Origin of the sequence: Bartonella kosoyi (genome assembly GCF_003606325.2) — a bacterium.
Classification (GTDB): domain Bacteria; phylum Pseudomonadota; class Alphaproteobacteria; order Rhizobiales; family Rhizobiaceae; genus Bartonella; species Bartonella kosoyi.
Genome location: NZ_CP031843.2, coordinates 2,036,466 through 2,054,714 on the forward strand (window position 1 = coordinate 2,036,466; position 18,249 = coordinate 2,054,714).

Here is an 18,249-nt window from a genome sequence, read left to right on the forward strand (position 1 = left end):
AAAGAGCAGCCTTTTTGAGGTATAAAAATCGCATGGATTCAATAAAAATTGTTGTATATCAATAAAAAATACAAAATATTTTGGCTTTTTTACATCAAAAAATTCATCGTGAATAATTCTATATGCAAGAAAACCAACTAAGCTTTCTGCAAACGCATGACAAATCTTCTCCAAAAACTTTGTAGAGTTTTTATGATAACAGCTCTTAAGCAATAAGCATCCTTGCAAAATGTTTTGATTGTTAGCGCTTAAAACAAAAATACTTATCAAGCTAGATTTTTTGAAATTCATCATCGCTGGATTGCATTTTCTATTTCAGAATCTCTTCCAAGACCAATTTTTTAAAAGATAAATAACAAAACACAATATTTCGTTTTGTTATTTACAATAAATACATAATGATATAAAAGACGATCGGGTACTTGCGCCATCAGGGGAATGAAGTAAGCATCAAAGCATACCAAATACTAAAGGCATATCTATGTGTAAGAAATATATTTATAAAAAAAATTTTTTGTTATGTACAATTGCTGGAACTTTCATTTTTTCTTATTTTGCTCCAACTTATGCAAATATACAACCTCCTGAGGTTTCTACAGTCCAAGTAGTTAATGGAGAAGAGAAAAACCTTAATAACGTTTTTGTTCGTGGGAAGTATGATGCTGTAGTTGCTAAGGAAGGTCAGGTTACCATTGAAAATTCAATAATGCACTCAGGATTTACTTTGCTTTCCGCAACATCAGGTGGTCGAATTAATGCTAAAGGAATTGTGGGGAGAGCAAACGAGCGTGGCTTGTCTCTCACAAACGGCATAATCCATGTTGAAGATTCAGCCTTAAATATTGTAGGCCACAGCAAAGTCTACGGTATCAATTTTGGTTATATTCTAAGCTCTACAATAAAAGAAGGACAAGAAGTTGTAAACAAAGCCATTCTTAATAATACCAAACTTCTTGTAGAAAATGGTGTAGGTATTTTCGGCCCTTATTATTCCAAAGCTGTTGCTAATGCGGTATCCCTTAAAAACTCAGAAATTCGTTCTGATATGTTATTAAAAAACGAAGGCTCACCGTTCACCACAATTGGACCAACTACTTTTACATTAGACGCTGACAATTCAATTATGGAAGGAAGAGCTAAAACGCTTCCTCAAAATACAACGGTCTTCACCCTAAACAATAACAGCAAGTGGCATTTAAAAATTAGTCTATTTGAATTGGAAAATAGTTTTAGTATATTTGATTACAAGCTTCTTGATCTTAAGCAACGAGCACAATCCGTTGTTTCAGTCCTAAACCTTAACAATAGCTCTATCCTATTTGATGCACCACATGAACTAGTACACGGTCATTATCAAACCTTGCATGTAGGAAAATACCCACAAAAAGAAGAACAAAACAGAAGCTCCAATGCAACAGCAGTTTACAATGCAACAGGCAACGCAAGGATTTACTTTAATACAGAATGGAGTGATGGTCTTAAAAAAGAACAACAAAAAACTGACCGTGTTCTCGTTCATGGTGACGTCTCAGGTATAACAACGATCTACTTTAACAATCTTTCAAAGCGTGTATCCTCTAATGAGGAATCAGAAGAAAAAAAATCTATTCCTTTGAATGTGCGTGGGCTCTCACTCATTCAAGTTTCTGGACAAGCCAATGAGAATTCCTTCAAACTTTCCCATGGCTACACCACATTGGGGGGCTTACCTTATAAATATATACTCAATGGCTATGGACCAACATCCAGCCGTGGAAAAGCCGATAGGGCACAAAGTCATTTAAGCGGAATATCACAAGAATCACAACAGAAAGATGTGCAAAATACCAATGCATCATCCCCTGGAAAAGAAAACAACAGGCAAGCTCCCTTGGAAGAAAATGAGAATTTCTGGGATTTCCGCTTGCAAAGTGCAACTCTCGATGAAGAAGGAAAAATCGAAGCTCTTGTTCCCCAAATGGCAAGCTATTTGGTCATGTCTCACGCTCTATTCTCTTCTGGACTTTCTGATGTAAGCAATCAAAATACACTGTTAGATAATATGCACTCAACAGTTTTTGGATTAGAAGCTCATAAAAAGAAAGGGATTTTCTTATCAACTTATGGCAACAAGGTGACGTTATCTTCCCATCGTAGTCCATTGGAATATGGTTATGGTGCGGATGTTCGTTATGCTGCTTTACAAGCAGGCATGACATTAGCAACGCTAGAAAATCAAAACTTAACCGCAAATTTCGGTCTTTTAGGCACCTATGGAAAGCTTTCTTTTACGCCAAAGGATATGGACGGTTCTGATAAAAGCACACTGGATAAATGGTCCTTGACAGCCTATGGGAATCTCCACCATGATAATGGTTTTTATGTTAATGCACTTTTCTCATACGGCATTTTAAACGGATATATTACAACAGCTCTTATCGGCAACACCACAGAGTTAAAAAATACGGATACATTAAATATATCGGCAACCGTTGGGCAAAAACTAGCAACCGGTGTTGAAGGATTGGCCTTTGAACCGCAGGCACAGCTTATTTATCAACATGTTGCATTTGGCACGCTTTCGGATATCGATGGCTTCCAAGTTAATATCCAGACTCCTCATCAATGGTTGGTGCGTATTGGAGGGCGTTTAACAAAAACGGTACTTCCTATTGAAAACGATCGTGTTCTTTCTTTTTACGGTAAATTAAACGTCATCAAAGCTGTTGGAGAGAAAAAGACGATCGATATTGTTAAACCCTTCCATCTTGATTCTATGGGCTCTTCCCTTGAAGGAGGACTTGGCATTAATGCGCAACTTTCCAAAAATATTGCCCTTCATGCTGATGTTAATTATCAACATAAACTCCAAAAAGCTGGGATCTCTGGAATGAATTTTTCCGGTGGGGTGCATTATCGCTTTTAGAAATCTTAGCTTTCACTTTTGACACATAAGCAGCGCTGAAGTGTAAGCAGTGCTGCTTATTTTGACACATTCCCCAAAAAAATTGTGATGCGTCAAAGAGTGGTTCATTTTTTATCAAAACAAATGAAAATATCTTAAGGAACATCTCTATGCATAAGAATCTTTTGTTATGTACAGCCGCTTGTGCTTTGTTTTTTTCTTCTTTTACCTTCACATCGATCAGTACCGCCTCTGGCCTAACCCCTGAAACACGCCATGCTCTTGAAGAAATTATCAAATTACCTCAACAATATCGCTATACCAATGCATCCTCTCTTAACATACGCCACCAAAATACTTCAAACACCAATGGAATAACCAACGTAGAGAGAAAAGGATCCTCTCTTACTCATAAAGAGGATAAACACCCTGTTATTGATTCCAGCACAAGACAAAAACGTAGTAGTAATCTATTACCATCCGCTAATGTTGTTTCACAACACAAGGACAATTCATCCTTAAGAACAGGTTATGAAATTACACAACCTGAAATAAACAAAAATGCGCAATCTGATATGGAGCCCAAGACGAACACTGCTTCCTCAACATTGAAAACGGCTCTTAACACGTCCACAGAAACTCATGTGAAATTGCCCACAAAGATTGATAGCATCCCCACCGCTAATGCCGAGAGCACGTATAAACTTACAGATGGTAAAGCATCAGAAGCTTCTTCTTTTCTCGATGAAGCAGTAGACAGCAAAACACTGACACCACAAATAGAAAACTCTTTAATCATGCCTATCGCGATGTTTGCTGTTGGGATTTCTGATGCCAACAATCAAAATATCTTGTTAGACAATATGCAAATAACAATGTTTGAACCCAAAAATTATCCAGAGAAAAGCATTTTCTTATCGACTTATGGCAATAAGAATACGTTTTTCTCCCGCATTCAAACAGAACAAGATAGCGCTCAAACAAAACAAGATAGTGTTCAAATAGAACAAGTTGAAGTTCAAGCAGAACGAGATGAAAATCAAGAAAAACAAGAAGATGTTCAAACAAAACAGGAGAGCGTTCATGCCGATATTCGCTATGCTGCATTACAAGCAGGGGCAATATTAGTAGCGTTAGAGCACCAGAATATCAGCACCAATTTTGGTTTTTTCGGCACCTATGGGAAATTGTCTTTTGCTCCTAAAAATACAGAAAGCTCTCATAAGAATATGTTTGATAAATGGTCACTCACCGCATATGGAAACATTCAGCATGACAGTGGCATCTATGCAAGTGGCTTTCTCTCTTATGGAATTTTAAAGGAAAATATGAGCAAAGATTTCATCAAAGATACCCCAAAAATGAATAATAGTAAAATATTAGGGGCTGCTGCAACTGTTGGTCAAAAGCTATTAACCAGTTTTGAAGGTGTCATCTTAGAACCGCAAGCACAACTTGTTTATCAGCGTCTCATACTTGGTTCTCCCTCAGATAGCATCTCTTCCTCAACTGACAGCTCTTCTTCAGATGACGATAACTCTAAAATAAACATAAGCAAACCTGATCAATGGTTGCTGCGTATTGGCGGGCGTTTGACACAAAATAAAGGCCATGCCCTTTCCTTCTATGGCAAACTAAACATGATCAAAACTTTTAGTAAAAATTTTCAGCTCGCTGCGATGGGATCTTTAGTTGAAGGTGGTTTTGGTATTCACGCGCACTTATCGCCAAATATCGAGCTTCATAGTGACCTGAGTTATCAACATAAATTCAAAAAAGTTGGCATCTCTGGAATAAATATTTCTGCTGGTATGCGCTATCACTTTTAAAAATACTTGTATTCCATCTTGAAATATAAAGTACTCTCATTATTTTTCGTTTTGTCTCTTACAAAAGAGACATAATGAGGTCAGAATTTTATATTTTATGAGAGGGGGAAATATTTAGGAATACATCTATATGAAAAAAAGCTTCTTACTATACACCGTTTCTGGACTTCTGTTTTATTCTTCCACTAACTTGTCTTATGCTCTTCGTAGCGTGACGCCACCAACAATAGATTCTTCTTCACGCCCTGTTCATGCTGAGTGTCCCACAAATACATCTGGAGTTTTTGACCCATATAAAGATCCATGCGATGGAATGGGAAAACGTTATCCATCTCACCCCCCTCATTCATCTTCAGAAGCTAATGTCTCCAGTCCCTCTACAGCACCTAGTTCCTCAAGATTAACGACTGGAAATACAACTTCTTCCCCGAGTCAAAATCCCAAACACACTCGAGAAGAGATAGAAGATGTACAATCTCATACTACAACCACACAAAACACGCCTATTACACAATCTTCACCAACAGAAATGGCTTCAACAACAGGAACAGATTCAACAACAGACGTAGCCAAATCCAGAAGACGTTCAGGTGTTTCCAGCTCTTCTAGTGAAAAAACACCTTCGAATTCTGCTATCTCTTCACAATCAGAAGCAACACAATCTTCACCAAATTTACAGTCAACATCTGCAAACTCTGAATCTACAGGACCGATACTTACAAGACCAACAGTAGAGCAATCACTAACGTCTAATGCATCAGAGCTCTCAGCAATATCTGTCAGACCAGCAGCTGGAAAACTAACATCACAGGAAACATCAGAATCTTTAAAACCAGCACCGGTGCAACCAATATCCCCCATAAAACAGTTTGAAAAGCTTGCACAAATCGAAAATATAAGTGCTGGAGTTGAGATTCAAAACGGTAAAACTATAACTTTGCATAACAAAAAGATTCAAGACAAATGGAGTGCTTTAGATGCAGAGGGGAAAAATTCAAAAATCGAAATGAATGGGGGAAGTGTTGATGCTGGTTTTATTGCACTCAGTGTATCAAATGGTGGAGAAATTGAGGCCACAGATATTACGGTAACAGCAGAAACAGCTGCTTTGGTTAACATAGAAGGGATAATCAATCTTACAGATTCAAGCATCCATGTCACAGGGAAATCTGAAGCGAATGGTATTATTTTCCGCAATAATCTCTATCGTGCTCCTCAAAGGCGACATCCACGCAATGCAGAACGAAATGCCAACACCATTCAAGAACAAGATATTACCGGTAAAGTCAATCTAGAGAATACAAAGCTTTTCGTTGAAAATGGTACAGGTATCAGCCTTTATGGAACAAACACAAACGGTGTTATCAGCCTTAAAAACTCAGAAATTCATGCCGATGTTTTATCAAAAAATATAAAAAACGAAAGCGGATCCACAAACACCTTTACTCTGGTTGCGGACCACTCTTCTTTAGAAGGTCGCGTCAGAACTTCTGAGAATAATAAAACAAGTTTTGATCTAAAAGAAGGGACGAAATGGCTCTTAAAGCCCAATAAGAACACTGCAAATAATGATCGTATCTCAGAGGACGATACTATTTCGTATGACTATAGACAGTTTGGTCTTGATGAAAAATCATTCTCTAATCTTTCTGTATTGCGCCTTACCGACAGTGTCATTATGTTTGACAAGCCTATGGAAGGACATTACCAAACTTTATTTATAGGTCCTCAACTTCGCAAAGAAGATGGAATAGCGCATACAGCAGCAGTTTATAGTGCAACAGGTGTTGCAGAGATTTATGTCAACACGCAATGGAACAAACATTCTCCTGTCACGGAACAACAAACCGATCGCATCGTGATTAATGGTGATGTATCAGGGAATACCATTGTTCACATCAATCTCCAAGAAACAGATAAAACGATAACCGATAGTTCTGTTGTTTGGGGAGAGCAGATGGCTCCTCTTCCTTTAGGGACACATGGGGTTTCAATCATTCAAGTTTCCGGACAAGCAAACGAAAATTCCTTTACGCTCGCCGGTAACTATATGACAATCGGTGGACAACCTTATAAATATGTGCTCAAAGGCTATAAACCTGGAACATCTCATGAAAGTCAAAGTCTTTTGGGCAAGAGTAGTAATTTCTGGGATTTCCGTTTACAAAATGCCTACATTGATAAGGATAAAAAAGTCCGAGCACTTTTACCACAGGTAGCAAACTATTTAACCCTACCTAATACTTTATTTTCTTCTGGATTTGCTGATGTAAACAACCAAAACAGGTTGTTAGATGCGATGCGAACAGCAGTCTTTGATGCAGCAGATCATAAGCAGCATAATCTCTTTTTCTCCTCCTATGGCGAGAAAGTCACCTTATCCTCCAACCGTGGCCCCCTGCGCTATGGTTATGATGCTGATGTGAACTATAAAGCTTTGCAATTGGGGATTATATTAGCCACCTCAGACAGCAAAGATATAAGCGCACATTTTGGTCTTTTAGGAGCATACGGAAAACTTGCCTTTACACCAAAAGAGATGCAAGATTCTGAAAAGACAACTCTTGATAAATGGTCTCTCGCCGCTTATAGCACCATCGAGCATAGCAATGGTTTATATCTCAATACACTTCTTTCTTACGGAAGGTTAAAAGGAAATGTTACCACAGCTCTTGTTGGGAATGCTGCAAAATTGGATGGAACTGAAATCCTTAATCTCTCTGCAACCATTGGTCAGAAATTAGCAACCAGCATAAAAGGGCTAGTCTTTGAACCACAAGCGCAATTGATTTATCAAAATCTCATGTTTGATATTTTCTCAGATGCCAATGGCTTAAAAGTAGACATGGGCAATCCGCGTCAATGGTTGATCCGTTTTGGTGGACGTTTAACAAAAACGATAACAGCTGTTGAAGAAAACAAAGCTGTTTCCTTCTATGGTAAAATGAATGTGATCAGAACTTTTGGTGATGGAAAAACAATAAAAATTGCGGATACCTTTGATCTTGATCCTACGGGTTCTTCAATTGAGGGAGGCATGGGTGTGAATGCCTATCTTTCTCAAAAGATCGTGCTAAATGCCGACATTAGCTATCGGCAAAAACTGCAAAAAACCGGTGTATCGGGGATCAATGTTTCTGGTGGAATACGGTATCATTTTTAAAGCAAAAGCACTTTTAACTTCAATAAAATAAAAAGCAGCACAGTGTGCTGCTTTTTATTTAAACGTCTATTTTTAAAAATTCTCAAAAGCCGTTATTTTATCAAAAAACATATTGATTTATAATATTTTTTACCAATCAAACAAAAAACTAAAAAGCTTAGCATTCTCTCATGTCCAAACTGCTCATTTTTAAGCAATCAAAACGCTTTGCTTGTGCATCATAAGCCGAGAGAACTTCGATGCAGTAAAACGGTACAAAAAAAAGCATACCTCTTTATGAACCACAACAAAAAGCAACACAGGAAATTAGCAAAGTGAATCATACGACCCGCTTACTCTTTTGCTATGCACAAAAATAGCAGCTTTTGTACCACTCATGAGAGGCTTTATACACTTCAAAAAGCACCCTAGACCTCTTCATAAGCACTATTATGAAATAAGTATGCGTATTGAAAAAAATCTCTTTAAAACAAGCATATGAACGGGCAATAACAAATCTATTCTATTTTGGGTATGTTATTTTGTATGAAGCGTATCCGCTCATGAAAGCTCTACCCTATCGTTATGATATCTCAACCGCAGCAAAAGGACAAAACAAGTCATTTTGGTTATTGATTAAGAATAGCACCGTAGGAGATGCTTTAAACTTAACAGCCAAATTTTTCCTTTGTGAAAAGCAAGTCTGAGAACATGAGTTGAGTGAACGCATCTTAAAAAAATTGAACGGCAAACAGTCTCTTATTCAAGAAATCTCTTCATGCTAGAAAAACTATTTGTATTGCCAAGCTCCTAAAATTACTTTACACATTAAAAGGTGTTTTGGTCACATACGCAACGATCAATAGGGATTAAAAGCCTGAAGACTCAAACATGAATTTATCCCGCTTTGCGGGTATCCCGGAATTCCGAGAGATTTTGCACTGTCCAAGTGCTCGACGCACTAAAAGCAAAATGCTGATTAAGCTCAGTACTTTTAGACTCCCGGAATACGCATAAGGAGGCGCTCGCAACCGGCGGTGTAAAAACACAAACCGAAGGGTCTCCATAACGACATTATTCATTGGCAAAAAGCTCATTGGCAAAGAAAAATGCCCTGCATCATTTTCTGAACACTATTCAATGCACAAAATAAGCTATCCGCTTGTAAAATATTATCCTCCGGATATGGAAAGATCATAGGAACAAAAGAGCGATGCCTTCTTTAATTACATGAGAAAACACCGCCTTTGGTTAAAAAAGCTATTTTTTATTGTAAATTCCCTAAAATTACTTTATCAATTAAAAGGTGTTTTGGTCGTATACGTGACGACCAATAGGGATTAAAAGCCTGAAGACTCAAACATGAATTTATCCCGCTTTGCGGATATCCCGGAATTCCGGGAGATTTTGCACTGTCCAAGTGCTCGACGCACTAAAAGCAAAATGCTGATTTGAGTTCAGTGCTTTTAACTCCCGGAATACCAATGCGAGGGCGCTCGCACTAGGCGGGGGCAAATGCAAACTCAGAACCTTAATATTGATCTTTTTGTCGGCAAAAAAATTCGCTTGAAGCGAAAAATGTTGGGAATGTCTCAAAAAACATTAGGAGATGCTTTAGGAGTAAGTTTTCAACAAATTCAAAAGTATGAAAAAGGCTTAAATCGTGTAAGCGCAGGACGTTTAAAGGAAATTTCCGATATCCTAAAAGTTCCGGTTTCCTTTTTTTTATGCGGATATTATCACAAAAGAAAACACCCCATACCCTCATGAAGAAATTGCATCAAGCAAAGAGGAATTTTTGCCTTTAAAAAGTTTTAGAGTTCTGACCTCTGTCAAACAAAAAGCCATTTTAAAATTAATTTCTGATCAAAATTAAAACGTTTTAAATGACCTTTATCCTCTAATCTGCTTTCTATTATAAGAACAAAGCCCTGCAATTTATAAAACAACTTGGCTTCTTAATTTAGCAAGTTCCGCTTAATTGACTTCCACGATATGAAACACGATATTTTCTTTTCATAAGCCTTCATACCGCTTCATAAATACTTCTGAAAATATCTTAAAACGCACCATGGCGAGAGCACTCTTGTTTGTCCTTCACTTCCTCCTCAGATCTGTCATCAATCCAATTTCTCATCAAGATGGGGTCTCACTGTTGATCAGTCCTATCAATCCATCTTCTACCCATCATTCTATTAAAATAACACATTGATTTATCGTCATAAATCATCTTTTCCAACTTTAAGACCAAATAGTGTAAGGGTTCTCTCATCACCGCCCTTCTCCTATGGATAAATCAATCAAAATCACTTGTTTTCCCATCACAAGCAAAGGTGGTATATAAATAAAACAAGATGAAAAATACTCCAAGAATCTCAAGTGTCAAAATCTGTCGCAACATTGGAAAATGGCAAAGTGACGTTGCTGAAAAATATGGCAATGCCAACTTGCTTCTTTATAGGGATGAGAGTGTTCTGTAGATTTTATATTATTTCCATGAAAGCTTTATACCTTCATGGATACCATCTCGTCACAGACCGACATCACAAAATAGGCCCTCTTACAAAATGGATGTGCAAGCCTTGAGAAATATTTCTTTACAATAAGCGCGTACATTGGAAACAATAAATTTATTCTTTTGGAAGCGTTCTGTTTTGCATGAGAAGCGTGATCCCATTAAAAACGCAAATAAATATAAAAACATGAAAAAATGTATGATCTTCACTCTTTAAAAGACAGTGCTTTAAATCCCTTTAAAAGCTGTAAAGCAAAAAGATGATGGTAAAAATATCATCTTTACAGCTTTATAATTCTCCCCCAATGAAGCTCCCTCTCCTTTTCAAATACGAATCCCAACAGAGAGACGTGTACTGCAATCTGGCATACAAAAACGACAACAGAAGAGAAAATACTAAACCGCCTCTTTATCTCAAACATAGAGCTTGCAGTGACTAACCGCTTCATATCACCATACTTTAAAGGAAACGATTGCATAAAGCATCAGGGGGCGGTCTTAATATTCCTCTTATCCCCTTCCCTAAACGAAAAAATGAAGTGCCTACCAACCCACTCTGTAAACAATATTCTATAAACAATTCGCTATAAACAATCTGTATTCTCTTAAAGCCGCTTCACTTGGCTCACCGCCACACAGGTGTGCGGGTCACATCACCACACTTCAAACAGCAGAGCTTCATAAAATTTACAAGCAATATTCACTCAAAGACTCTAAAAAGTACTTAATGAGGAAAACTTTACATCACAACACTTTAAAGGAGACTGTTGCATAAGGCACACGGGACGGTTTTAATATTCCTCTTGTCCCCTTCCCCAAACGAAAAAATGAAGTGCCTACCAACCCACTCTGTAAACAATATTCTATAAACAATTTGCTATAAACAATCTGTATTCTCTTAAAGCCGCTTCAACTTGGCTCACCGCCACACAGGTGTGCGCGTCACATCACCACACTTCAAACAGCAGAGCTTCATAAAATTTACAAGCAATATTCACTCAAGACTCTAAAAAGTACTTAATGAGGAAAACTTTACATCACCATACTTTTTACATCACAACACTTTAAAAGAGACTGTTGCATAAAGCATCACGGGGTGGTCTTAATATTCTCTTGCCTCCCTTCCCAAACGAAAGAATGAAGTGCCTACCAACCCACTCTGTAAACAATGTTCTATAAACAATCTGCTATAAGCAATCCACCTTCTCTTAAAACCGCTTCACTTGGCTCGCCACCCCACAGGTGTGCGCATCACATCACCTTAAAAGAAACTGGAGACTCTGTTTTACAGAACAGCAAAATGATAATTTCAATACCCACACGCGCTTAAAACATGGAAACTCAACAAACACGCTTTTTATTCAAATCACTGCCCTACCTCATCATTATAATCGCGTAGAACAGCCGATATGAATGAAGTTTAGATTATTCTTCTAATTCCTTTGCAAATCCAGAAAGTTGCATAGCTTGCGAAAGATCATTGACTGCATTTAAATGTGTTTGAAGTAGTTCACTATTACGCTGTAATTTTTTTTGTAAATCAGACAGCAAACTTTCAACTTCATGCTCAATATCTTGATTCATGTAACGTCTCACATCGCTCATCGATTTATTAAGATCACGCAAACCACGTATTTTACATAAATTTATTTCTTCGTAATCTGGAATACCACTGCTTTCTAGCATATTGCTTTCATAATCAACCACTTGGGTTAACCCTTTAACAGCAGCGACAAATTTTGTCATCGCCCAATCACGATCAATAAGATTATTGTCAAGAACTTTTGCTTTTGCTGCAAAACTATCATCACCATATTGCACTACAGACATTTTTATTTCCCCTTCAACCAATTGTTCAATCTTGCTTTCAAATGAGGGAGATTAAACAGTTTCTCTTCCATGCTGATATACTCAACCACGCTCGTGATGCGAACATTGCTCAGACAACAGCACAACAATCCTTAAAAGCGTATACCACCTTAACTCTTAACGTATTCTCTGAAATATTTTCTTGCTTTGCTCCAAAATCATTCTTGCTACTATACGCATTCACCAAAACGCTATAAACTTAAACCTCTGCGTAGGCACTATCGAAACTTCCAAATGTTCTCTGTCTATTTCGCTTTGCCTATTATCTTTGCCTATTTCATCACCACCAAGCCTTCAACAGGAAACGACAATGCTCTGACAATAACCTTGGCAATAAAAAACACCTGCCAGCAAAAATCCGCAGCATATAGAGACTTAAGCCCATTAAGAACTTCAGCATTTCACCGATAGCAGCATTTTACCCTCCATAACTTTACGGCTTTTCCTGCACCTAAACCTGCATACTCTCTGGTGCCCATTAGCACCTTACAAGATTAGTTTGCTTCCATTCAAAAAGACACACACCCACCCCCGCCTCTTTCTGCATACATGCAGTATTCTGCACAACACACAAAGAGAAATGCCCTTTTGAACAGATCAAGCCATATAGCACTCTTAAAAAAGACATCTTAAAATAGCTAAATAGCCATCCATCTCCCTTTTTCAATTATCATTTCGCTTTTCTTTGCAAAGAGCGACTATATAAAATTTTTTTAACCTTTTCAAGTGTTTCTTAACCCATCCGTTCGACACGCCTTCAATCGCATATTCAACGCGCTTGTTTGAAAGAAACAATTTCTTAAGTCACCTCCCAAGCCTATTTTGCACAAATCCATGTCGCACTGGCACCCATGAATGGTATAATGATAAATCTCCAATCCGTTGAGGCGCCACCTCTGTATGCTTTATAAAAGAGCAAACCGCCACCACCACACACTCAGCCCCCAATATTCGCTCCCTTAGCACTTGAAGACGCTTTCATAAGAAGTATGCCTTTCTTGTACAGTTTCACGGCATACGGCTCTCTTTGCTTGTAATGTTCAAGAAACATGGCTTTGGTTGATTAAATATAAAAAGATTTAAAATGACAGAATCTTTCAATATTCAAGACTCTCATTCACGTTGAAGAACACGAGATTATTCTTATAAATAAAAATACTATCAATGAAGAACGCTTAGCTCTCCCCCCATGACTCTTTGCAAAATTTTTTTTCTCATCTTCCTGTCGATTATTTCACGGACAGCATACAATCCACTCTTAATATCGCAGCTTTACAGGCACCCTAGCCTAAAAACATCGTTTATAATAAAGGCACAATTTCGACGACATCTCTCTTTTTACCATCACCCCTTTAAATAAAGAAAAGATTTTAAGCTTGCCGAATATGTTGTATCCGCATATATTACAGGCTGTAACATATTGTTACTCATAAAATCACTTCCAAAAGAACAGAAAGAGGTTCTTATGGCTGATCTCGTAAAAGCCGCGATGCTTTATTCAACCTTGATCATTACCCTCAATGCTTTTGTTGTGTTTTTAGCGCTCATCATAGAGGTATATTAAGCATAATCTCTTAGCTTTTCGTAATCTGTGCAAATAAGCATCTTGATTTTCCACAAGATCAAAGTAAAATCTTAGCTCTCTAGATCAATCACCTCCCAGTTTCAAACATCGCTTGCAACTCTTTTGGTGTTAACCTCTCCTTTTTATCTGCATTTTCAACCATTAGTTTTTGTCTTTTCACGCTCCCTTGAATCCCAACGTCATCCGCGCCTAAAGGACAGAGTTTTCGATCAGATCCAAGCTGTAAACAATTTATCTTCTTATCAAGCATCTTACCGAGCCGATTTCACTTAATTTCCTCCCTCAAGGCATATCACGCCCCTAAAGGATAATATTGAAGCTTACGATTAAAAAGCACCACCATCTTGACCTCTATGAGAAAGTAAGCCACACCATCATACACTCAAAGCCCCTCATGGTACGATACCCCTTGGCTCTTGAGACAAATTTATAAGAGACATTTGTCTGCATTTCTCAATCGTTTTTTATTCGCAAGAGAACACATTCATTTTTGACGTGCAAAAAACATCGGGTTGTGTTGCTCAACCGAGAACAGATTTGAAATGAGAGAATTCTACGAGTATCCAGGGCTCTCATTCAACATGAAAACAATAAACACTCTTTATACAATCAAAGCATTGTGCAAATAATATTTACCAAACACTCAAGAATAAAAAAGAACACATGTATAAAATTTTACATGGGCTCCACCACCACTCAAAACGATAATACTACGGCAAAATTATAATAACAAACACCAAGAAAAAGGCGTACACACTTGAAAAAAAACAAAAAGACAGGGAGGCGGTCACCCTCTTACGGCATCCGGCAAAGCCATCCTGGCAACACTGGCTCACACTCTAATTGATGTGATAATATTCTCCAAATAAAAAGCGTTTTTTTAAAAATAGTTTAAGAAAATATTTGACTATAAAACGATAATAAATCCCTTCAGAATGATTTTTCCCCTTCTTAAAAACAGAAAAAATAAATTCCAAACAGATATTTCCCACCCAATTTTTCAAAATTAACCGTAAAAGCTTAAAGCCATTCTTCGTGTGATAAAATATTTATGTGTATTAAACACCCCAACATAGATTGAATCTCATATTTCATCATGCATGCAACCAAGGCATTAAAAAATTAGCGTATAATTTGAAAAAATGAGCCGCAACACGCAGCGTCTCATTCCGGTGCAACAGGTACCACAATTAAAAGCACTTTTTAGCTGAACAGATGACAATATGTCATCTGTTCCACAAAGAGTACAAACCGTAAAAGATTAGCTCTTGAAGTCAAAAGCGCCCCAAAAGTTAGAGGCAAAAATCCAAAAAACGGAATAAAATCAATAACGGTCCAATCCCTTATTGAAATAATAATTTACTGAATTTTATTTTTTAATGAAAGCCAAAAAGAAATTCCATATATGCTTGTTTAACGTTTCGACAATTTTTAGATTTCTCTCTGACAGATTCCTCCATTTTTTCACATTTCATTCCCCATTCTTGCATCAATTTTTCATCTTTCTTAAAATCTTCTACGCTATAAGTCTTTTCGCAACCAGCCACAACAACTCCAGTACAAAGCAGCAATGCTGTGATAATGACTTTATTCATCAATAAATTCCCCTTCTTTTTAACGGATAAATTTAGGGTCTCAAAAAAAGTTCTACATATGCTTGTCGAAGGTTTTTACAATTTTGAGAAGATTTGAACGGTGAATCATCCTTCTCACATTTCTTTGCCCATTCCTCGTATAATTTTTCATTTGTTTTAAATTCTTTTACACTATAGGTTTTTTCGCAACCAGCAATAGCAAGTCCAGTACAAAGCAGCAATGCTGTGATAATGACTTTATTCATCAATAAATTCCCCTTCTTTTAGATGATAAAATTTGGACACAATTGAATGCCCCGTGAAAATTGCACATTTGATCCATTGTGCATTTTCAAAAATTTTAAATCCAACTTCTGTACGCGATTTTCTTTACAATCCTTAAATCAATAGAATACGAAAAAAGCATCCTCCTAACGATAGTGGTTTATGATTTAATTATTGTCCTGCTGTTTTTCAGTTTCATTCCCACTTTGGCTATTTTCACGAAGTTTCTTTGCAAGATCTCTATAATGCTCTTGAAAAAGTTCCATACCGGCTTGTGCAAAATTTACACAATTTTGGGATTTCATAAAAGCAGGTGGCTCTAACTTATTGCATTTCTCTTTCCACTCTTTGCGTAATTTTTCATCTTTTTTAAATTCCTCAACACTGTAGTTTTTTTCACAACCAACAGCGATAATCCCTGTGCAAAGCAACAGTGCTGTTAGAATGATCTTGTTCATGAATTTACCCCTCTCTTTATTTTATACTTTAAGAACTTGTTTTATACTTTGAGAACGACATTGTTGGATTCACAAAATCCTGTATCGTACTCTTACGTATACCTTTCCTTTGACAAATACGAACAACTTCAACGCCAATATGTTGAATCATGAGAGTTGTTTTATTGGGCTTGCATTTGGAATGTTATCTACGCAGTGGCTCTTTAGATTTGAACTGTTTAGACTTCAGCAACAATTTGATATCTTGATATTTTCAAAAAGCATTTTAATCACTTTTTTCAAGAATTTTTCTTTTTTTTAAAAGAACCACTTTATCATGAAAAGCAGCACAAATATCGTATCAAAAATTCACCATACCCAGATCCATTGCAAGTTTTCTGCAAATGAAACAACAACTCTTTTAATGATTTGATTGCGCTCTTTCTTATTTCTTAATCCGCCGAGAAAGAAAAAACTTAAACGCCCCCTACACTTTTAAACTACCAATAGAAATTCTAAAAAAGCGATCTTATACATTCCTGATAGCCATAGAAAGGATTATTCCTTGACCATCATCAAGTAGCCTTCAATACTCAGACTCTAAAATCATATAGTCTATAAAATCACACAAATGAAAGAAATAATTTTCATATCATACTCAATGATTTCTTTTGGTTATGAGGAAAGCCTATAGCACACCCATATCAGTCAATTTTATTGATTTCCCCCCTGATAAACATGAATATAACTTTAAAAAGGAAATATTATCTAGCAGAAAAAAACAAACAACGCTACTACTAATTTATACGATTTACCCATGTATTTCAGTAAAATAAACAAAAAATAACTTCACCTTTAAAATCATGAATCAAGACAATTGTTATAGAAGAATAAACTGAACTATCCAGCGATAATACAAATAACAAGGGGGAGGATAAACACATCCATCGGAGACAAGTTGAAATGAAGAATTTTTATAGGTTCATGACTCTTTCATAAAATGAATCGTATGAAAAAAATACGTAAAAAAAATGAACGCTTTGATTACGATTACCTTCATGTAAAAACGACCGATATCATCTTTAAAAAAAACGAACCAACGCACATTTATTATCATAGATCTGTTATCGTATATTATTTTTTATTTTCCGTATTTTTTTGCAAGCAATTCGCGCACCTCATCAGCCATTTTAGTTCCACGACTTGCACAACTGACCTTCATTAATCGATGCAAAGTTTCTGGAATATCAATTGTGAGGCGCTTCATCCCTCCATTCGCGTTTCCTTTGTGGCTTCCTACCCATGCATCAGCCGTTAAAGGAACAGATTTATTGGTTGGTTTCATACCAATTTTAATTTTTTTATTCATGACGTTAACTCCTTGATTTCCGCTGCAACAGCTTCAATCTCTACGGCTGCTGGTCCTTGCTGATCAACTTCGTAAACAGCCTTTCCCTGTGCCGCAGCTTCTGCAAAAATCACACGTTGTGCAACGCTAGAAGAAAGAACATGAACGGGATATATGCCAAGCGCTTCGTTCACATCACGCCCTATCGCTGTATTGACAATTTTACGATTAATAACAAAAGCAGATTTGAGATTTTCTTTATAAACGCGTGCTTCGTCAATCAACTTTACAATTCCATCAGCAGCCCAAATATCATAAGGACTAGGCAAAACAGGGATAAGCACAAAATCCGAAGCCATAAGAGCACTACGCGCAAGATCCGTCACACGCGGGGGACCATCAATAATAATATAATCATAACTATGACCAATCTGTGTAATCTCTTTGTGAACCGTTGCACGCGGTAAACCAACAACGGAAAATAAAGGAGCCTCTTCACGCGCAGCAGCCCAATCCAATGCACTCCCCTGTGGATCAACATCAATAAGCAACACCCGCGCACCGGTACGGGAAAAACTGGCCGCCAGATTCACGCTCAACGTGGTTTTTCCAACGCCCCCTTTTTGATTCAAAAGTCCAATGATCATTCGTTACATCTTTCAGTATTATCGTTTTTACGATTATACTGAAAACAACAAAAGAAGCAAGCATCCAACACGTGCAAAACAAACAGTTCTCTTAACTTTTACGATAAAAACAACAGCCCGCAATTTTATCTTGA

At 37.1% G+C, this 18,249-nt stretch carries 11 protein-coding genes and 1 pseudogene; 5 read left to right on the forward strand and 7 right to left on the reverse strand.

Annotation, left to right across the window (positions count from 1 at the left end; translation table 11 throughout):
- Positions 1 to 481 precede the first annotated feature (481 nt).
- The 5 genes and pseudogenes from D1093_RS08770 (at position 482) to D1093_RS08785 (ending at position 9,731) form a co-directional block, all read left to right on the forward strand.
- Positions 482 to 2,905, forward strand: coding sequence for an autotransporter outer membrane beta-barrel domain-containing protein (locus tag D1093_RS08770; RefSeq protein WP_120102072.1), 2,424 nt, complete (start codon positions 482 to 484; stop codon positions 2,903 to 2,905).
- A 149-nt stretch (positions 2,906 to 3,054) separates the two neighbouring features.
- A complete protein-coding gene (locus D1093_RS08775; protein WP_120102074.1) occupies positions 3,055 to 4,713 on the forward strand; it encodes an autotransporter outer membrane beta-barrel domain-containing protein in 1,659 nt (552 codons plus the stop codon).
- A 130-nt stretch (positions 4,714 to 4,843) separates the two neighbouring features.
- Positions 4,844 to 7,876 (forward strand): autotransporter outer membrane beta-barrel domain-containing protein, encoded by a 3,033-nt coding sequence (locus D1093_RS08780; protein WP_120102076.1) that lies wholly within the window; start codon positions 4,844 to 4,846, stop codon positions 7,874 to 7,876.
- A gap of 542 nt (positions 7,877 to 8,418) precedes the next feature.
- Positions 8,419 to 8,562 (forward strand): hypothetical protein, encoded by a 144-nt coding sequence (locus D1093_RS09955; RefSeq protein ID WP_167309094.1) that lies wholly within the window; start codon positions 8,419 to 8,421, stop codon positions 8,560 to 8,562.
- An 808-nt stretch (positions 8,563 to 9,370) separates the two neighbouring features.
- Positions 9,371 to 9,731, forward strand: a pseudogene (locus D1093_RS08785) (helix-turn-helix domain-containing protein).
- Positions 9,732 to 11,795: 2,064 nt separating this feature from the next.
- On the opposite strand, the gene D1093_RS08790 reads toward D1093_RS08785, so the two are convergent.
- From D1093_RS08790 to parA, 7 genes are all read right to left on the reverse strand, one after another.
- Positions 11,796 to 12,200 (reverse strand): flagellar protein FlgN, encoded by a 405-nt coding sequence (locus D1093_RS08790; protein WP_120102080.1) that lies wholly within the window; start codon positions 12,198 to 12,200, stop codon positions 11,796 to 11,798.
- A gap of 1,691 nt (positions 12,201 to 13,891) precedes the next feature.
- Positions 13,892 to 14,074 carry a hypothetical protein gene (locus tag D1093_RS08800; protein WP_120102082.1) on the reverse strand — a complete coding sequence of 61 codons (183 nt, stop codon included), beginning with the start codon at positions 14,072 to 14,074 and terminating at the stop codon, positions 13,892 to 13,894.
- A 1,126-nt stretch (positions 14,075 to 15,200) separates the two neighbouring features.
- Entirely contained in the window at positions 15,201 to 15,419 is a 219-nt protein-coding gene (locus D1093_RS08805) for an EexN family lipoprotein (protein WP_120102084.1), read from the reverse strand.
- A 32-nt stretch (positions 15,420 to 15,451) separates the two neighbouring features.
- Positions 15,452 to 15,664, reverse strand: a complete 213-nt coding sequence (locus D1093_RS08810; RefSeq protein WP_120102086.1) for an EexN family lipoprotein — start codon at positions 15,662 to 15,664, stop codon at positions 15,452 to 15,454.
- 186 nt (positions 15,665 to 15,850) lie between these two features.
- Positions 15,851 to 16,141 (reverse strand): EexN family lipoprotein, encoded by a 291-nt coding sequence (locus D1093_RS08815; RefSeq protein WP_120102088.1) that lies wholly within the window; start codon positions 16,139 to 16,141, stop codon positions 15,851 to 15,853.
- A 1,120-nt stretch (positions 16,142 to 17,261) separates the two neighbouring features.
- A complete protein-coding gene (locus tag D1093_RS08825; protein WP_120102090.1) occupies positions 17,262 to 17,489 on the reverse strand; it encodes a hypothetical protein in 228 nt (75 codons plus the stop codon).
- Positions 17,486 to 18,115 (reverse strand): ParA family partition ATPase, encoded by a 630-nt coding sequence (parA, locus tag D1093_RS08830; RefSeq protein WP_120102092.1) that lies wholly within the window; start codon positions 18,113 to 18,115, stop codon positions 17,486 to 17,488. Before parA ends, D1093_RS08825 begins: the two co-directional genes overlap by 4 nt.
- Positions 18,116 to 18,249: the final 134 nt, after the last annotated feature.

Excerpts from the sequence above, each read along its gene's own strand:
- D1093_RS08825 (WP_120102090.1), bottom strand. The coding sequence starts at position 17,489 with ATGAATAAAAAAATTAAAATTGGTATGAAACCAACCAATAAATCTGTT.
- D1093_RS08780 (WP_120102076.1), top strand. The coding sequence starts at position 4,844 with ATGAAAAAAAGCTTCTTACTATACACCGTTTCTGGACTTCTGTTTTAT.
- D1093_RS08775 (WP_120102074.1), top strand. The coding sequence starts at position 3,055 with ATGCATAAGAATCTTTTGTTATGTACAGCCGCTTGTGCTTTGTTTTTT.
- D1093_RS08805 (WP_120102084.1), bottom strand. The coding sequence starts at position 15,419 with ATGAATAAAGTCATTATCACAGCATTGCTGCTTTGTACTGGAGTTGTT.
- D1093_RS09955 (WP_167309094.1), top strand. The coding sequence starts at position 8,419 with ATGAAAGCTCTACCCTATCGTTATGATATCTCAACCGCAGCAAAAGGA.
- D1093_RS08800 (WP_120102082.1), bottom strand. The coding sequence starts at position 14,074 with ATGCTTGATAAGAAGATAAATTGTTTACAGCTTGGATCTGATCGAAAA.
- D1093_RS08815 (WP_120102088.1), bottom strand. The coding sequence starts at position 16,141 with ATGAACAAGATCATTCTAACAGCACTGTTGCTTTGCACAGGGATTATC.
- D1093_RS08810 (WP_120102086.1), bottom strand. The coding sequence starts at position 15,664 with ATGAATAAAGTCATTATCACAGCATTGCTGCTTTGTACTGGACTTGCT.
- parA (WP_120102092.1), bottom strand. The coding sequence starts at position 18,115 with ATGATCATTGGACTTTTGAATCAAAAAGGGGGCGTTGGAAAAACCACG.
- D1093_RS08790 (WP_120102080.1), bottom strand. The coding sequence starts at position 12,200 with ATGTCTGTAGTGCAATATGGTGATGATAGTTTTGCAGCAAAAGCAAAA.
- D1093_RS08770 (WP_120102072.1), top strand. The coding sequence starts at position 482 with ATGTGTAAGAAATATATTTATAAAAAAAATTTTTTGTTATGTACAATT.